Below are 15,304 nucleotides of genomic sequence, written 5' to 3'. Positions count from 1 at the left end.
GTGCGGTTATCCCTTGACTGCGCCGGCCATCAGGCCACGCACGAAATAGCGTCCGGCGACGACATAGACGAACAGCGTCGGAAGCGCTGCGAACACCGCAGCCGCCATGTCGACGTTGTATTCCTTGACGCCGGTGGAGGAGGCAACAAGGTTGTTGAGCGCGACCGTCATCGGCGATGACGTGCCGGATGAAAAGGACACGCCGAACAGGAAGTCGTTCCAGATATTGGTGAACTGGTAGATGATCGTGACCACGATGATCGGTCCGGAACTCGGCAGCAGGATGCGCCAGAAGATCCGGAAGAACCCGGCGCCGTCGATCATCGCGGCTTTCACCAGCTCGTCCGGAAATGCTTCGTAGTAGTTGCGGAAGAACAGCGTGGTGAAGCCGAGGCCGTAGATGACGTGGACGATGACGAGGCCCGTGGTTGAATTCGAGAGCCCGAACGTGCCGAGCACGCGTGCCATCGGGATCAGGACCGCCTGGAACGGGATGAAGCAGGCAAACAGCATCATGCCGAACACCAGCTTGTGGCCCGGGAAGCGCCACTTGGTCAGCACGTAGCCGTTGAGCGCGCCGAGCAGGGTCGATACCAGAACTGCCGGAACCACCATCTTGATGGAGTTCCAGAAATAGCCCTTGATGCCGACGCAGCTGACCCCGATGCAGGCCTCGCCCCAGGCACGCACCCAGGCGGCGATCGATGGATCGCGTGGCGGCGCCAGCATGTCGCCGCCGCGGATTTCGTCCAGCGATTTCAAGGACGTCGATAGCATGACGTAGAGCGGCAGAAGATAGACGAGCGCCAGGATGATCAGGGCTGCATAGATGAAATAACGGGCGGTGCGGGCACCGCCGGCGCTGACGGTTTCGTTGGCGGCGCTCATTGCTTTCTCTCCCGCAGTTCCGAATAGAGATAGGGCACGATGATCGCAGTAATGCCCATCAGCATCATCACGGCGCTCGCCGATCCGACATTCATCTGGTTACGGGTGAACGTGTAGGAATACATGAAGGTGGACGGCAGTTCGGTCGCGTTGCCAGGCCCCCCGCCGGTCAGCGCGATGACCAGATCGTAGGACTTGATCGCCATATGCGCGAGCACGATGAAGGCGGAGAGGAAGACGGGACGCAGGAGCGGAATGATGATCCGGCGGTAGATTGAGACGTTCGAGGCGCCGTCGATCTGGGCGGCCTTGATGATCTCGCCGTCGATGCCGCGAAGACCGGCCAGGAACATTGCCATCACAAAGCCGGAAGCTTGCCAGACGCCGGCGATGACGACCGTGTAGATCGCCATCTTGGGATTGACCAGCCAGTCGAACTTGAAACTCGTCCAGCCGAGATTGTGCATGGTGTTCTCAAGCCCGAGGCCGGGGTTGAGGAACCATTTCCACGCGGTGCCGGTGACCACGAAGGACAGTGCCATCGGATAGAGGAAGATCGGCCGCAGCACGCCTTCGGCGCGGATCCGCTGGTCCATCAGGATGGCGATGCCGAGCCCGAGGATGATGCAGATGCCGATATAGAGGACGCCGAAGATCGCCAGGTTCTGCATCGCCACATACCAGTTAGGCTGCGACCAGAGACGATAATAGGCATCGAAACCGCCCCATTTGTAGACCGGCAGGATGCGCGAGGTGGTGAAGGAAAGATAGACCGTCCAGAGGATGAAGCCGTAAACGAAGACGAGGATCACCGCAAACGACGGCGCCAGCACGATCTTCGGCAGCGCGTTGCGCAATCCGTCCGCAATTGAACGGCCCTGTCTCTGCGGCTCAAGCACGGGAACCGGTTCGATTGTCGACATCATGACCTCCGGCAGACACCAGAACTAAGAGATACCGGCAAGCCGGAATTTGAAAAGTGGCCGGGGGTTGTCCCCGGCCACTCGCATGTCAGAATTGTCCGATCAGGCGATCACTTGGCAGCCTTCACCGCTTCTGGCAGGCGCTTCAGCGCTGCTTCGGTGGTGAGCTGGCCGTTGAGGTGCTGGGTGATGACGTCCAGCATGGCTTCCTTGATGGCAGCCGGCTGAGCGTAACCGTGGGCGAGCGAGCCCATCAGCGTGCCCTTGGAAGAGGCTTCCGTGAGATCCGCCATGCCCTTCTTGCCGCAATCGTCGAACTTTTCGTTCGAGACGTCGGTACGGGCAGGAACGGAACCCTTGACCGTGTTGAAGGCGATCTGGAAGGCCGGATCTTCGACGGCGGACGCCATCTTGAGCTGAGCCTTTTCGGCGTCGCCGCCAACGTTGAACATCATGAACTGGTCGGCGTTGAAGAGGACCGAGCCCTGCGTGCCGGGGAAGCGGATGCAGACGAAGTCCGTGCCTGGCTTCTTGTTGGCCCGCAGCCACTCGCCCTTCGACCAGTCGCCCATTTCCTGAGCGCCGGCCTTGCCTTCGATGACGAGGGCGGTCGAGAGGTTCCATTCGCGGCCCGAGAAGTTCGGGTCGAAATAGGTGCGCAGCTTCGACATGGTGTCGAAGACCTTCTTCATCGTGTCGCCGGAAAGTGCCGCCGGATCGAGATCGAGAACGGCCTTCTTGTAGAAATCCGGACCGCCGGTCGAAAGCACGACGGCTTCCCAGAGCGTGCCGTCCTGCCACGGAACGCCGCCGTGAGCGAGAGCGGTGAGGCCCTGGCCCTTGAAGGCGTCGAGTAGCGTGATGAGTTCGGCGATATTGGTCGGAACCTTGCCGCCGGCCTTGTCGAGTGCCGCCTTGTTGATCCACAGCCAGTTGGTGGAGTGGATGTTCACCGGAGCAGCGATCCAGTGGCCGTCATACTTCGAGAAATTCTGGAGGGCGGCCGGGATAACCTTGTCCCAGCCTTCCTTCTTGGCGAGGTCGTCGAGGTTTGCGGCAACGCCCATTTCGGCCCAGTCCTTCAGGTCGAAGCCGAGAAGCTGGACAGCGGTCGGCGGGTCGCCGGCCGTGACGCGGGCGCGCAGCGCGGTCATGGCAGCGGAACCTGCACCACCGGCTACCGGCATGTCCTTCCAGGCGACGCCCTGCTTCTGGAGGTTTTCCTTCAGCACGTTGAGCGCGGCGGCCTCACCACCCGAAGTCCACCAGTGCAAGACTTCGACCTGTTCTGCGGCTTTGGCGGCACCGGCGGTCATGGCGATAAGCGCCGCACCGGCGGCGAGTTTGGCAATCATTCGAATATTCATTGAGAATCTCCCTTTGCATCCGGGCTCCTCTCCGGATATGGCGATTTATAACGATATAATTGCAGTCAGTGTCAACCCGCCCGGCAGATTTTTTACACCGCCCGGCGACCTACTTAACATGAGGAAAAAACTAGCAAAATTTGTATCCGGCGAATTTTTACTCAGGAATCGAGAAAAACTCCTGGCGACTTTCGAAAAATTTGTAACGATATAGATGAGGCTCGCTCCGGTTCCGGGGCGGGAGCGGAGGAGAAGAGGACATGTCGCTGGAAGACCTGGGGGACAAGGGTCGGCGGGCGAAGCCGGAGCGGGCAGCCGCAAAATCCGGCGTTGGCGCGAAGCCCACCCTTAAGACGATCGCCGAACTGACCGGCCTTGCGGTCACGACCGTATCGCACGCGCTTGCCGATGCGCCGCAGATCGCGCTCGAAACACGCCAGCGCGTCCGCAAGGTCGCAGCCGATATCGGCTACTTGCCGGACCGGGCAGCGCAGCGCCTGCGCACTGGGCGCACCAACGTCATCAGCCTCGTCCTCGATCCGCACGAGGAAATCCTCGGCTATGCCACCTCGATGATCAACGGCCTGACCGAAGCCTTGCGAGGCACGGCCTATCATCTGGTCATAACGCCGCATTTTTCCGATACGCCGCAGATCGAACCGGTGCGCCATATCATGCGCAACCGCATGGCCGACGGCATTGTCTTCACCCGTACCGAACCCGCGGACGAACGCGTCAAGCTATTGATGGAGAACAATTTTCCGTTCATCTGTCACGGCCGCACCGAGCTTGCGACGGCCCACCCGTATGTCGACTACGACAATTACAGTTTCGCCTATCAGGCCGCGAAAAAGTTGATCGCCGCCGGTGCGAGAAAGCTCTCGATCATCCTGCCGCCGGAGCGCTTCACCTTCGCCCATCACCTCAAGCACGGCTTCATGACGGCGGTGCGCGAGGAAGGTGTCGGGTTCGAGATCGCCAAGGGCGTGACGCTCGACAGCAAGTCGGACGACATCCGCGACTATCTGTTCCGCCGCATGGGCGAACCGGAGCGTCCCGACGGCTATATCTGCGGCGGCGAGGTGTCGGCGCTCGCCGTCATGGCATCCGCCTACGACCATAAGCTGGAACTGGGCAAGGATATCAGGCTGGTGGCGAAACAGACCTCGGGCCTTTTCGACCAGATCCGCCCCCGCGTCGAGACGATCTACGAAGACCTGGCTGAAGCCGGTTTGCTGATGGGCAAGCTGCTGTTGAAGCGGATCGCTGGCCCCGTCCCCATCCAGGAATTGCAGGCGCTCCAGACGGTTTGACCGCCCGGAGCGCCCTCCGCAGAACCTGACAGAAAGTCATGCAAGAGTTTCAGCGCCGCGCGGTCTGTCGCGCGGCGCCGTCCGCAGCTTCTCAATCCTCTTCCTGGAAGACGACCTCGCGCTTCTTCTTGACGCTCGGCAAGAAGACGATGACGAGCACGAGGGCCGCGAGGAAGAGAAGGGCCGCGCTGATCGGACGCGTGACGAATGTCGCAGGGTCGCCACGCGAAAGGATCATCGCCCGTCTGAGATTCTCCTCCAGCAGCGGACCGAGCACGAAGCCGAGCAGCAGCGGCGCCGGTTCGCAGCGGAGCTTCAACAGCGCATAGCCGATGAGGCCGAAGAAGGCGACGGCATAGAGGTCGTAGACGTTCGAGTTGACGCTGTAGACCCCGATCGAGCAGAAGGCCATGATGATCGGGAACAGCACGTAGTAGGGGATGGTGAGCAGCTTCACCCACAGCCCGATGAGCGGCAGGTTGAGGATGACGAGCATCAGGTTGCCGATCCACATCGAGGCGATGATGCCCCAGAAGAGGGCCGGTTGCTCGGTTGCCACGTTCGGGCCTGGAACGATCCCCTGGATGATCATCGCGCCGATCATCAGCGCCATGACTGGGTTGGCCGGAATGCCGAGGGTGAGCAGCGGGATGAACGAGGTCTGCGCACCGGCATTGTTGGCCGATTCCGGACCGGCAACCCCGGCGACTGCTCCATGGCCGAATTCTTCCGGATGTTTCGAAACCTTCTTTTCGACCGTGTAGGAGGCAAACGCCGCAAGGATGGCGCCGCCGCCCGGCAGGATGCCGAGGATCGAGCCGATCGCCGTGCCGCGCAGGACCGGGCCGACCATTGCCTTGAAATCCTCCCGCGACGGCATGAGCTCGCTCACCTTCGCCATCAGCACGGAGCGGGTTTTTTCGTTTTCGAGATTGCGCAGGATTTCCGCGATGCCGAAGACGCCGACCGCGACCGCCACGAAGTTCAGCCCGTCCGCATATTCGCGGATCCCGAGCGTGAAGCGCGGCGTGCCGGTGTAGATATCGGTGCCGACGAGACCGAGCAACAGGCCGAGCGCCACCATCGCGAGCGCCTTGACGATCGAACCGTGGGCGAGCGCGATCGAGGAGACGAGGCCGACCACCATCAGCGAGAAATATTCGGCCGCGCCGAACTGCAGCGCGATCTGGGTGAGCGGCGGCGCAAAGATCGCGACGAGGAAGGTCGATACGGTGCCGGCAAAGAACGAGCCGATCGCGGCGATCGCCAGAGCGGCTCCCGCCCTGCCCTTGCGCGCCATCTGGTAACCGTCGATGGCGGTGACGGCAGACGAGGACTCGCCCGGCATGTTGATCAGGATCGCCGTGGTCGAACCGCCGTATTGCGCGCCGTAATAGATGCCGGCGAGCATGATCAGCGACGAGACCGGTTCGAGCTGGAAGGTGATCGGCAGAAGCATGGCGATCGTCGCCGTGGCCCCGATGCCTGGCAGCACGCCGATCAGCGTGCCGAGCAGCACCCCGATCAGGCAGAAGAACAGGTTCTCCAGCGACGTCGCCGTTGCAAAACCAAGCGCTAGATTATTGAAAAGATCCATCACTCAAACCTCAATAACCGAGCCAGGGCCCGAAACGGCGGAACGGAAGGCCGAGGCCATAGCTGAAGACGGCGACCGAGAAGACCGTCAGCGCCGCCGACAGGAGAAGTGCGGTGAGCGGTTTCATGCGGCCCGAGGCGAAGGAGGCGATCAGTGCGGTAACGAAGATCGACGGCACGAAGCCCAGCCCGCGAACCGTAAGACCGAAGAAGATCGGCGCCGGCAGGATGAAGAACATGCCGCGCCAGGCAAGCGCTCCAACCGGCATGCCCTCCATCCGCATCGACTGGACGAGGATGATCGCGCCGAACAGGATCAGCGCGCAGGCGAGAATAAACGGGAAATAACCAGGCCCCATGCGCAAGGCCGTACCGAGTTCCAGTTCGAACGACTGGTAGGCAAAGAACAGGCCTGTCGCGATCAGCAGCAGCCCGCAGATCAGATTGACGGTGTCGAATTTCAGCGAATTCATGGTGTCTCCGTGAAGTGGGAGATGCTGTGCTGGACGTGCCCCCATTCACCTGCCAGGTACCTCTCCCCGCAGGCGGGGAGAGGGTTCGGGTGGGGGCATACTGACTGCGGAAACCTTAGTCCGCGTACTGGCCGGCGGCCTGGATGACCGGCTTCCAGCGGGCGATTTCGCCTTCGAGCTTGGCCTTCAGGGCTGCCGGAGTGGCATCGTTGTCCGGCGACGGTTCCGTGCCGAGTTCGGCGAAGCGAGCGGCGACGTTCGGGTTCTTCAGGGCCGACTTGAGGGCCTTGTTGAGCTTGTCGAGCGCGTCCTTCGGAGTGCCTTTCGGCGCATAGAGACCATGCCAGATGCCGACCTGCATATCCGGCAGACCGGCTTCCTTGACGGTCGGGATGTCCTTCAGGACGCCGAGACGTTCCGGGGACGTGACCGCATAGGCCTTTACCGTGCCGCCCTGGATCTGCTTGGTGGTGTTGGTGGTCTGGTCGCACATGATGTCGACCTGGCCGCCGAGGAGATCGGTCATCGCGGGACCGGTGCCCTTGTAGGGAACGGTGACGAGCGACGTCTTGATCGAGCTCATGAACAGCATGCCGCACAGATGCGAAGCGGCGCCGATGCCGGCGTTTGCAACCGTCACCTTGTCGCTGTTGGCCTTTGCATATTCGATGAGGCCCTTGAGGTCGGTCGCCGGCATGTCCTTGCGGGCGAGAAGCGTCATCGGAACGTCGGTGACGAGGCCGACATAGTCGAAGGCGTTCAGCGTGTCATAGGGCAGCTTGCGATAGAGCGAGGCGCTGGTCGCCATGCCGATATGGTGCAGGAGAACGGTGTAACCGTCCGCTTCGGCATTGGCGACGCGGGCGGCGCCGAGCGTACCGCCGGCGCCGCCGACATTTTCAACGACGATCTGCTTGCCGAGATCCTTAGACATGGATTCGGCGACGAGGCGCGCAACGGTGTCGGTCGGGCCGCCGGCCGCAAACGGCACGATCATGGTGATCTGGCGCTCGGGATACCCCTGCGCATTCGCCGAAGCGGAGAAAAGGGAAAGCGCCGCAAGAGCGGTCGCGCCGATAACGGCGTTCAGGATTTTCATCGGGGCTCCTCCAGGATGAAATATGGCACAGCCGGCGCACAATTTCCTCCGCGCCAACCTGAGGACCATTTGCGGCAAGGCACGGGTCGCATGCAATTGTTGCGGGAGCTTTAAAACAGCATTTCCGCAACTACCGCGGCGCAGCATGGGTGGATTCGGGAACAATCCGCAAAAAGCATGGGTGGAAATCCACACATGCCGCTGTTCTCACCCGTCCCGGTCATCCTGCAGCATGTGCTCCGGACCGAGCAACTTCTTGTCGAGCCCGTATTTCTGCATCTTTTCGTACAGTGTCTTGCGGGAGATGCCGAGGGATTCGTAGACCGGTCTCAGCGCTCCCCCATGCGCCGCGATCTCGCCGGCGATCAGGTTGCGCTCGAAGGCTGCCACCTTGTCAGCAAGCCGCCCTGCCCCATCCTTCGCACCGCCGGTTTCGCCCGGCTTCGGGTCGAGACCGAGCACCAGCCGATCGGCGGCGTTGCGCAGTTCCCGGACATTGCCCGGCCAGTCACGCTGGGCAATCGCCGAGATCACCTCGGCTGGCACTTCCATATCGTCGCGGCCATAGCGCGCCGCTGCCTCCCGCACCAGTTGGAGAAAGAGAAGCGGAATATCCGACCGCCTCTGCGCCAGCGACGGCACGTGGATGGTGGCAACGTTGAGCCGGTAAAGGAGGTCGGCGCGGAACCGGCCCGCCGCCACTTCCGCTTCGAGATCCACCTTGCTGGTGGCGATAAAGCGCACGTCGAGCGGCACGGTTTCGTTGGAACCGAGCCGGGTGATGACCCGCTCCTGCAGCACGCGCAGGAATTTCGCCTGCAGGTCGACCGGCATGGAGCCGATCTCGTCAAGCAGGATCGTGCCGCCGCGGCCATGTTCGAACTTGCCGTAACGGGGTCTCAGCGCTCCTGGAAAGGCGCCGGCCTCATGGCCGAAAAGCTCGCTCTCGATAAGGTTGTCGGGAAGGGCCGCGCAATTGATGGCGATGAACGGCCGGTTGGCGCGAGAACTGATGTCGTGCAGGGCTCGCGCCACCACTTCCTTGCCGGCCCCGGTCTCGCCGATGATCAACGTATCGGCATCCGTGGCGCCGATGGCACGGATCCGGTAGCGCAGATCGACCATGACCTGGGTGCGCCCCGGAAGCCGGGCCTCGACATCGTCACGCTTGCCGGCAACGGCCCTTAAGCGGCGGTTTTCCAGCACCAGGCTGCGCCGGTCGAGCGCGCGCCGGATGATGCCGGCGAGATGCTGCGGCGTGAACGGCTTTTCCAGAAAGTCATAGGCGCCTTCCCGCATGGCCTTGACCGCGAGCTGCACGTCGCCATGACCGGTGACCAGGATGACCGGAATCTCCGCATCGAGCTCGCGGATCTTCTGCAGCAGCGTCATGCCGTCGGTTCCCGGCATGCGGATATCGCTGACGACGACGCCGTCGAACCCGAAACCCGTCAGTTCCAGCACATGATCGGCATTGGAAAAGGTCAGCACCGCCAGGCCGAAGAGTTCCAGAGCCTGCGCCGTCGAACGGCGCAGTTCCTCCTCGTCGTCGACCAGCAGAACCCTTTGCTCGCTCACTCGGCTGCCTCCAGAAGATTGCCGTCGGCAACTTCGAGTTCGATCCGGAAGACAGCGCCGCCTTCCGGATGATCGGCAACACTCAGGCTGCCGCCGAAATCCTTGATGATGTTATAGGAGATCGACAGACCCAGCCCCAGGCCCCTGCCGACACCCTTTGTCGTGAAGAACGGGTCGAAGATGCGCTCGTGGATAGCCGCGGCGACGCCCGGCCCGCGATCACGCACCGACACCATGACCCTGTTGCCCGCCTGCTCGGCGGAAACCGTGATCCGCCGATCGTCGAGGCCTTCGACGGCATCGGCGGCATTGGTGATAATGTTGACGAGCACCTGTTGGAGCCGCACGGCGCCTGCCTTCACCGCGGGAACAGCGGGGTCGATTTCGATGTCCAGTTCCGCATCCGCCGCCTTCAGGCGCGCCGCGACGATCTCCAGCGTGTCGCGCATCACGTCGTCGAGCGCAACGGGCCCGAGCTTCTCGTTCGGCTTGCGGGCGAAATTGCGCAGGTGCCGGCTGATCGAGGCCATGCGGTCGATGAGCGCCGAAATGCGCCGGACATTGTCCCGCGCGTCGTCGGTACGCCCGAGATCGATCAGCACGCCGGTCGTTTCCGCATAGGTCTTGGCGGCGGCGAGAGGCTGGTTGAGTTCGTGCGACAGGGCCGCCGACATCTGGCCGAGGCCTGCGAGCTTGCCCGCCTGGATTAGGTCCGCCTGGGTCTGGCGCAGCCGCTGTTCGGTGAGCCGCCGCTCGGCGATCTCCTCCTCGATGCGGCTGTTGACGCGAGCAAGATCGGCGGTGCGTTCGGCGACGCGGTGCTCGAGCTCGTTGCGCGCCTCGGCCTGCAGCATCAGGCGTTCGTTGAGCCGCGCGCGGCGTTGAAGGACGATGGCAAGTCCGAGGCCTGCAAGGCAGAGCGTCAAAAGTGCTGCAACCGTTGCCGTCTTCGCCTGGGTATGGACCGAACCGGTATCCATCAGCACGTTGACGGTCCAGCCCGCATCCGGCATCGGTTGCGATACGACGAGATATTCCTTCTCGAACCCGCCATCCCGGATGGTCATGACATCGCGTCCTGCGAAGCTGCCGCGCTCGACCGGCAATTCACGGAGCTTGGCGTCCGCATACCGCCGCGACGCCTCTGTGCGGGCGATCCGGTCGGGCGTCAGCGGCAGGATGCTCGCATAAAGCCATTCCGGACTGCCGGTCATGAAGATGATGCCTTCGGGATCCGACACGAAAATCCGGTCGTCGCCGCCGCCCCAGGAGGCTTCGAGGCTGTCGATATCCACCTTGAAGACGATCACGCCGCGAATGGCGCCGCCGATCTCGATCGGCGAACCGAAATAGTAGCCGCGCTTCAAAGACGTGGTGCCGAGCGCGTAGAATCGCGACTGGCGGCCCTCCGCCGCATCCTGGAAATAGGGCCGATAGGTGAAATTCTCGCCAACGAAGCTGACTGGGCTGTCATAATTGCTGGCGGCGATGGTCTCGCCGTCCATGGTCATCACGTAAATATCGGAGGATTTCAGGAGCCCGTTGATCTCCTTGAGATAGGCATTCGTCGTCGCCCGCAGCGTCTCGTTCTTCGGATCGAGGATCACCGCCTCGATATTCTGCTGATCGGCGATCAGAGCCGGCAGCGCCTCGTAGCGCTTCAGATGGCCGTCGAGCGCCGACACCGCCAGGCGTAAAGTCGTGCCTGCCTGGACTTCGGCCTCCTCGATATAGCCGCGCGCGAGGATATCGCTGCCCTTGAAGACCAGCGCAAGACCGACCGCCACAAGCAGGGCCAAAGGCAGAAGAATGCGATATCTCAACAGGTCCGGGTTCCTCCGTTCATTTTCCCGCCCGGGCTGACGGGAAAACGGTATTCTAACCGCTGCACTGCTGATTTCCATAAAATCCTTCCGGCATCGGGCCGGCATCCGGGACGGTGGTCACTGGGGGGGTCTGGAGGGGCCGGCAGACGTGAGCGGATCGTGCAAGCATTCCTCGTGTTCTCGCAATAATTTCCACCCTACCGCTTGACTTCACGACTGATCGTGCTTCGATCACAGGCGCAAATGGGGAAAGCCGCAAGGGCGGCGCAAGGGGTTTTCAATGGTCTATATACTCGCACTTTTGATCGGTGTCGTCGCCGGCCTGCGCGCCATGACCGCACCTGCAGCAATTGCCTGGGCCGCCTATCTCGGCTGGCTCAATCTCTCCGGTTCCTGGCTCTCCTTCATGGGCACGATCTGGGCCGTCGGCATATTCACCATCCTTGCCGTCGTCGAACTGGTCACCGACCAGCTCCCCTCGACGCCGAGCCGCAAGGTGCCGCAGCAGTTCGGCGCCCGCCTGCTCATGGGAGCGCTCACGGGTGCCGCGATCGGCACGCCCTATGGCGGCTGGATCGTCGGCCTCATCGCGGGCATCGTCGGCGCCGCAATCGGCACCTATGGCGGCGCCGCCGGCCGCGCCAAGCTGGCCGCCAGCTTCGGCAAGGATCCGCCGGCCGCCTTCATCGAGGACGCTGTCGCCATCGTGGCGGCCTATCTCATCATCGCGTCCCTGCCTGTCGCGGCCGCGGTATGAAAACCTTCGACGCAATCATCATAGGGGCCGGCCAGGCCGGCCCCTCACTCGCAGGGCGCTTCAACGACGCCGGCAAGACGGTTGCGATCATCGAGCGCAAACATGTCGGCGGCACCTGCGTCAATACCGGCTGCAAGCCGACCAAGACACTCGTCGCCAGCGCCTATGCCGCGCACGTCGCCCGCCGCGGCGGTGATTATGGCGTGGTTCTCGACAGCCCGGTGAAGATCGACATGCCGGCCGTCATGCGACGTTCGCACAAGGTGACTCTCGACTCGCGCCAGGGCAACGAGAGCTGGCTCGAGGGCATGCCGAACTGCACGCTGATCCGCGGCCATGCGCGGTTCGAGGATAAGAACACGATCCGCGTCGGCGACGAACTTCTGACTGCGCCGCAGATCTTCCTCAACGTCGGCGGCCGTGCCGCGATCCCGGATTTCCCCGGCGTCGGCGACGTGCCCTACATGACCAATAGCGATATCGTCATGCTCGACCGGGTGCCAAAGCATCTGGTCATCGTCGGCGGCAGCTATATCGGACTGGAATTCGCCCAGATCTACCGCCGCTTCGGCGCCGAAGTCACCGTCGTCGAAAAAGGCCCGCACCTTGTCGGCCGCGAGGACGAAGATATCTCACAGGCGATCCGTGAAATCCTCGAAGCCGAAGGCATCCAAATCCGCACCGGCGCCGAATGCATCCGGTTCCGCAGCCACGAGGGCGGCGTTGCCGTCGGCGTCGATTGCACCGAAGGCGCACCGGAAGTGATCGGTTCCGACGTACTGCTCGCGGTCGGCCGCCGGCCGAACACCGACGATCTCGGGCTCGACAAGGCGGGCGTCGAGCTGGATGCACGCGGCTACATCAAGGTCGGCGACGACCTCTCGACCAATGTCGCCGGCATCTGGGCGATGGGCGACTGCAATGGCAAGGGCGCCTTCACCCACACCGCCTATAACGACTTCGAGATCATCGCCGCAAACCTCTTCGACGGCGAGAGCCGCAAGGTCTCCGACCGCCTGGTCGGTTACGCGCTTTATATCGATCCGCCGCTCGGCCGTGTCGGCATGAGTGAGGCAGAGGCCCGCAAGTCCGGACGGAAGGTCCTGATCGGCCGTCAGTCCATGGCAAGGGTCGGCCGTGCGGTCGAAAAGGGCGAAACGCAGGGCCTGATGAAATTCGTGGCCGACGCGGACACGCACGAGATCCTGGGCGCCGCCATCCTCGGCACCGGCGGAGATGAATCGATCCACGGCGTGCTCGACATGATGAATGCCCGCGCCACCTACGATACCCTGCGCTGGGCGGTACCGATCCATCCCACCGTCTCGGAATTCTGGCCGACCGTGGTCCTCGGCATGAAGCCCGTCTGAGCGTCGGCCCGCGCCTCTTTTGGACACGAATACAATTTTATCGATCGCCTGAAGCAGCCGGCAAGCATTTGCATCTATCAACGGGGGCATCATTGTCCCTGTTCATGATGGAAACAGATGTGCGGTTTTGCGGGCTTCGTCGGTGAGGCATACGGCTCAGGAAATCCGGAGGCCCTGCTGTCTTCCATGGCACAGGCGATCGCCCATCGCGGGCCAGACGGGCAAGGCGTGTTCGCGTCGCCCGGCATAGGCCTGGCGCATGTCCGGCTGTCGATCGTCGGGCTTTCCGACGGCCAGCAGCCGATGACCGACGCAGACGGCCGCTTTACCATCGTTTTCAACGGCGAGATCTTCAACTATGTCGAACTGCGCGACGAGCTGAAGGCCCGCGGCATCACCTTTCGCACCGGCAGCGATACGGAAGTCCTGCTGCAGCTTTACGCGACCCACGGCGAGGCCTGCCTCTCGCGCCTCAACGGCGACTATGCCTTCGCGATCTGGGATCACCGCGAGCGCCGGCTGATGCTCGCCCGCGACCGGATGGGTGTGCGGCCGCTCTTTTATACCGAGCACAACGGCTCGCTCTATTTTGCCTCGGAGATCAAGGCGTTGCTCGAAGTGCCGGGCATCGAAGCCGAACTCGATCCGATCGCCCTCGACCAGATTTTCACGCTCTGGGCGCCGATCCCGCCGCGTACCGCCTTCAAGGGCATTTTCGAGCTGGAACCGGGCCATCTGATGATCGCCGGGAACGATCGAACCGAAACCCGGCCCTATTGGGTGCTCGATTTTCCGAATGCCCGCGACCGGACGGAAACCGACCAGGGTGCGATGGAAGAGGAATTGCGGGCGCTGCTGACCGATGCGACCCGGCTTCGTATGCGAGCCGACGTGCCGGTCGGCGCCTATCTCTCCGGTGGGCTCGACTCCTCGCTGATCGTGGCGCTCGCCGCTCCGATGGCCCTGAACGGCCTCAACACGTTCTCGGTCACCTTCGACAACGCCGAACACGACGAAAGCGCCTTCCAGGTTCAAGTCGCTGAGGCGCTCGGCACCCGCCACCGCGCCGTCGCCAGCGGCTCGGCCGATATCGCCGCAAGTTTCCCGGATGTGATCCGCTTCACCGAGCGACCGGTCCTGCGCACCGCCCCTGCCCCCCTCTACCGTCTCTCGGCCCTTGTCCGCGACGCCGGCATGAAAGTGGTACTGACCGGCGAAGGCGCCGACGAGGTATTTGCCGGCTACGACATTTTTCGCGAGGCGAGCGTGCGCCGGTTCTGCGCCCGCCAGCCGGGATCGAAGATGCGGCCGCATCTCTTCCGCAAGCTCTATCCCTATCTGCCGGGGCTGAAGCAGCAATCCGCCGAATATCTCGCCGCCTTCTTCGGCGCCGGCAATGATACGGCAGACGACCCGCTGTTCTCGCACCGCCCGCGCTTCCGTTCGACGGCGGCCGCCAAGATCTTCTACTCCGACGATCTGCGCACGACACTCGGCACCTATGATGCGGCCGAGGAACTCGCCTCCCGCCTGCCCGCGAATTTCGGTCGCTGGCACCCGCTGCATCAGGCGCAATATCTCGAAAGCCGTTTCCTGCTACCCGGCTACATCCTGTCGAGCCAGGGCGACCGGATGGCGATGGCCCACGGTATCGAAGGCCGCTTCCCCTTCCTCGACCACCGGCTGGTGGAGTTCGCCAGCCGGCTCGCTCCCGGGATGAAGCTCAAGGGACTCGACGAGAAGCACATCCTGCGCCGGGTCGCGAAGGATATGCTTCCCGACGTCATCGCCAAGCGGCCGAAACAGCCCTATCGCGCGCCGGACAGCCGCTCTTTCGCCGGCAACAACGAACAGGCCTATGTCGGCGAGATGCTGGGCGAACAGGCGATCTCCGCCTCCGGCCTCTTCAATCCGAGGGCCGTCGCCAAACTCCATCAGAAATGCCGCACACAGCCGGTCTCCGGGTTCCGCGACAACGCGGCCTTCGTCGGCATATTGTCTACCCAGCTCTGGCTGAAGGGTTTTTCCCGATGCGCAGCAGATGGAAATCAGAGCATTCGCAACGCTGCTTATTAGCCTTTGAAAAACTTCAATTAACCTAAAATTCACGACAA

General features: G+C 62.8%; 12 protein-coding genes. 4 read left to right on the top strand and 8 right to left on the bottom strand.

Annotated features, from left to right (window positions below; all coding sequences use genetic code 11):
- Positions 1-6 precede the first annotated feature (6 nt).
- The 3 genes from J2857_RS01550 to J2857_RS01540 form a co-directional block, all read right to left on the bottom strand.
- Positions 7-888 (bottom strand): carbohydrate ABC transporter permease, encoded by an 882-nt coding sequence (locus J2857_RS01550; protein ID WP_210008231.1) that lies wholly within the window; start codon positions 886-888, stop codon positions 7-9.
- Positions 885-1,811 (bottom strand): carbohydrate ABC transporter permease, encoded by a 927-nt coding sequence (locus J2857_RS01545; RefSeq protein WP_210009986.1) that lies wholly within the window; start codon positions 1,809-1,811, stop codon positions 885-887. Before J2857_RS01545 ends, J2857_RS01550 begins: the two co-directional genes overlap by 4 nt.
- 110 nt (positions 1,812-1,921) lie before the next feature.
- Entirely contained in the window at positions 1,922-3,172 is a 1,251-nt protein-coding gene (locus J2857_RS01540) for an ABC transporter substrate-binding protein (RefSeq protein WP_210009985.1), read from the bottom strand.
- 266 nt (positions 3,173-3,438) lie between these two features.
- Between J2857_RS01540 and J2857_RS01535 the strand changes: the two genes are divergently transcribed.
- Positions 3,439-4,491 carry a LacI family transcriptional regulator gene (locus tag J2857_RS01535; protein WP_210008230.1) on the top strand — a complete coding sequence of 351 codons (1,053 nt, stop codon included), beginning with the start codon at positions 3,439-3,441 and terminating at the stop codon, positions 4,489-4,491.
- A 91-nt stretch (positions 4,492-4,582) separates the two neighbouring features.
- Here J2857_RS01535 and J2857_RS01530 read toward each other — a convergent pair whose 3' ends face one another.
- The 5 genes from J2857_RS01530 to J2857_RS01510 all read right to left on the bottom strand — a co-directional run bounded on the left by J2857_RS01530 (position 4,583) and on the right by J2857_RS01510 (position 11,060).
- A complete protein-coding gene (locus tag J2857_RS01530) occupies positions 4,583-6,088 on the bottom strand; it encodes a tripartite tricarboxylate transporter permease (RefSeq protein ID WP_105425498.1) in 1,506 nt (501 codons plus the stop codon).
- Positions 6,089-6,098: 10 nt separating this feature from the next.
- A complete protein-coding gene (locus J2857_RS01525; RefSeq protein ID WP_210008229.1) occupies positions 6,099-6,560 on the bottom strand; it encodes a tripartite tricarboxylate transporter TctB family protein in 462 nt (153 codons plus the stop codon).
- Between the two features lie 115 nt (positions 6,561-6,675).
- Positions 6,676-7,659 carry a tripartite tricarboxylate transporter substrate-binding protein gene (locus J2857_RS01520; RefSeq protein ID WP_210008228.1) on the bottom strand — a complete coding sequence of 328 codons (984 nt, stop codon included), beginning with the start codon at positions 7,657-7,659 and terminating at the stop codon, positions 6,676-6,678.
- A gap of 207 nt (positions 7,660-7,866) precedes the next feature.
- Positions 7,867-9,237, bottom strand: coding sequence for a sigma-54-dependent transcriptional regulator (locus tag J2857_RS01515; protein WP_210008227.1), 1,371 nt, complete (start codon positions 9,235-9,237; stop codon positions 7,867-7,869).
- Positions 9,234-11,060: a sensor histidine kinase gene (locus J2857_RS01510; protein ID WP_245362980.1), complete on the bottom strand. Its 1,827-nt coding sequence runs from the start codon at positions 11,058-11,060 to the stop codon at positions 9,234-9,236. The genes J2857_RS01515 and J2857_RS01510 overlap by 4 nt, the downstream gene beginning before the upstream one ends.
- A gap of 283 nt (positions 11,061-11,343) precedes the next feature.
- On the opposite strand from J2857_RS01510, the gene J2857_RS01505 reads away from it, so the two are divergent.
- The 3 genes from J2857_RS01505 (at position 11,344) to asnB (ending at position 15,266) form a co-directional block, all read left to right on the top strand.
- On the top strand, positions 11,344-11,820 hold the full coding sequence (locus J2857_RS01505) for a DUF4126 family protein (RefSeq protein WP_210008225.1): 477 nt from the start codon (positions 11,344-11,346) through the stop codon (positions 11,818-11,820).
- Positions 11,817-13,190, top strand: a complete 1,374-nt coding sequence (locus J2857_RS01500; protein ID WP_210008224.1) for an FAD-containing oxidoreductase — start codon at positions 11,817-11,819, stop codon at positions 13,188-13,190. The genes J2857_RS01505 and J2857_RS01500 overlap by 4 nt, the downstream gene beginning before the upstream one ends.
- 117 nt (positions 13,191-13,307) lie before the next feature.
- On the top strand, positions 13,308-15,266 hold the full coding sequence (gene asnB / locus J2857_RS01495; RefSeq protein ID WP_210008223.1) for an asparagine synthase (glutamine-hydrolyzing): 1,959 nt from the start codon (positions 13,308-13,310) through the stop codon (positions 15,264-15,266).
- Positions 15,267-15,304: the final 38 nt, after the last annotated feature.

Origin of the sequence: Neorhizobium galegae (genome assembly GCF_017877055.1) — a bacterium.
Classification (GTDB): domain Bacteria; phylum Pseudomonadota; class Alphaproteobacteria; order Rhizobiales; family Rhizobiaceae; genus Neorhizobium; species Neorhizobium galegae_D.
Note: the sequence above shows the minus strand (reverse complement) of the source record. Positions and strands in the feature narration are given on the sequence as shown.

Coding starts and splice junctions, on each gene's coding strand:
- J2857_RS01505 (WP_210008225.1), top strand. CDS start 11,344: ATGGTCTATATACTCGCACTTTTGATCGGTGTCGTCGCCGGCCTGCGC.
- J2857_RS01500 (WP_210008224.1), top strand. CDS start 11,817: ATGAAAACCTTCGACGCAATCATCATAGGGGCCGGCCAGGCCGGCCCC.
- J2857_RS01520 (WP_210008228.1), bottom strand. CDS start 7,659: ATGAAAATCCTGAACGCCGTTATCGGCGCGACCGCTCTTGCGGCGCTT.
- J2857_RS01530 (WP_105425498.1), bottom strand. CDS start 6,088: ATGGATCTTTTCAATAATCTAGCGCTTGGTTTTGCAACGGCGACGTCG.
- asnB (WP_210008223.1), top strand. CDS start 13,308: ATGTGCGGTTTTGCGGGCTTCGTCGGTGAGGCATACGGCTCAGGAAAT.
- J2857_RS01550 (WP_210008231.1), bottom strand. CDS start 888: ATGAGCGCCGCCAACGAAACCGTCAGCGCCGGCGGTGCCCGCACCGCC.
- J2857_RS01535 (WP_210008230.1), top strand. CDS start 3,439: ATGTCGCTGGAAGACCTGGGGGACAAGGGTCGGCGGGCGAAGCCGGAG.
- J2857_RS01545 (WP_210009986.1), bottom strand. CDS start 1,811: ATGTCGACAATCGAACCGGTTCCCGTGCTTGAGCCGCAGAGACAGGGC.
- J2857_RS01525 (WP_210008229.1), bottom strand. CDS start 6,560: ATGAATTCGCTGAAATTCGACACCGTCAATCTGATCTGCGGGCTGCTG.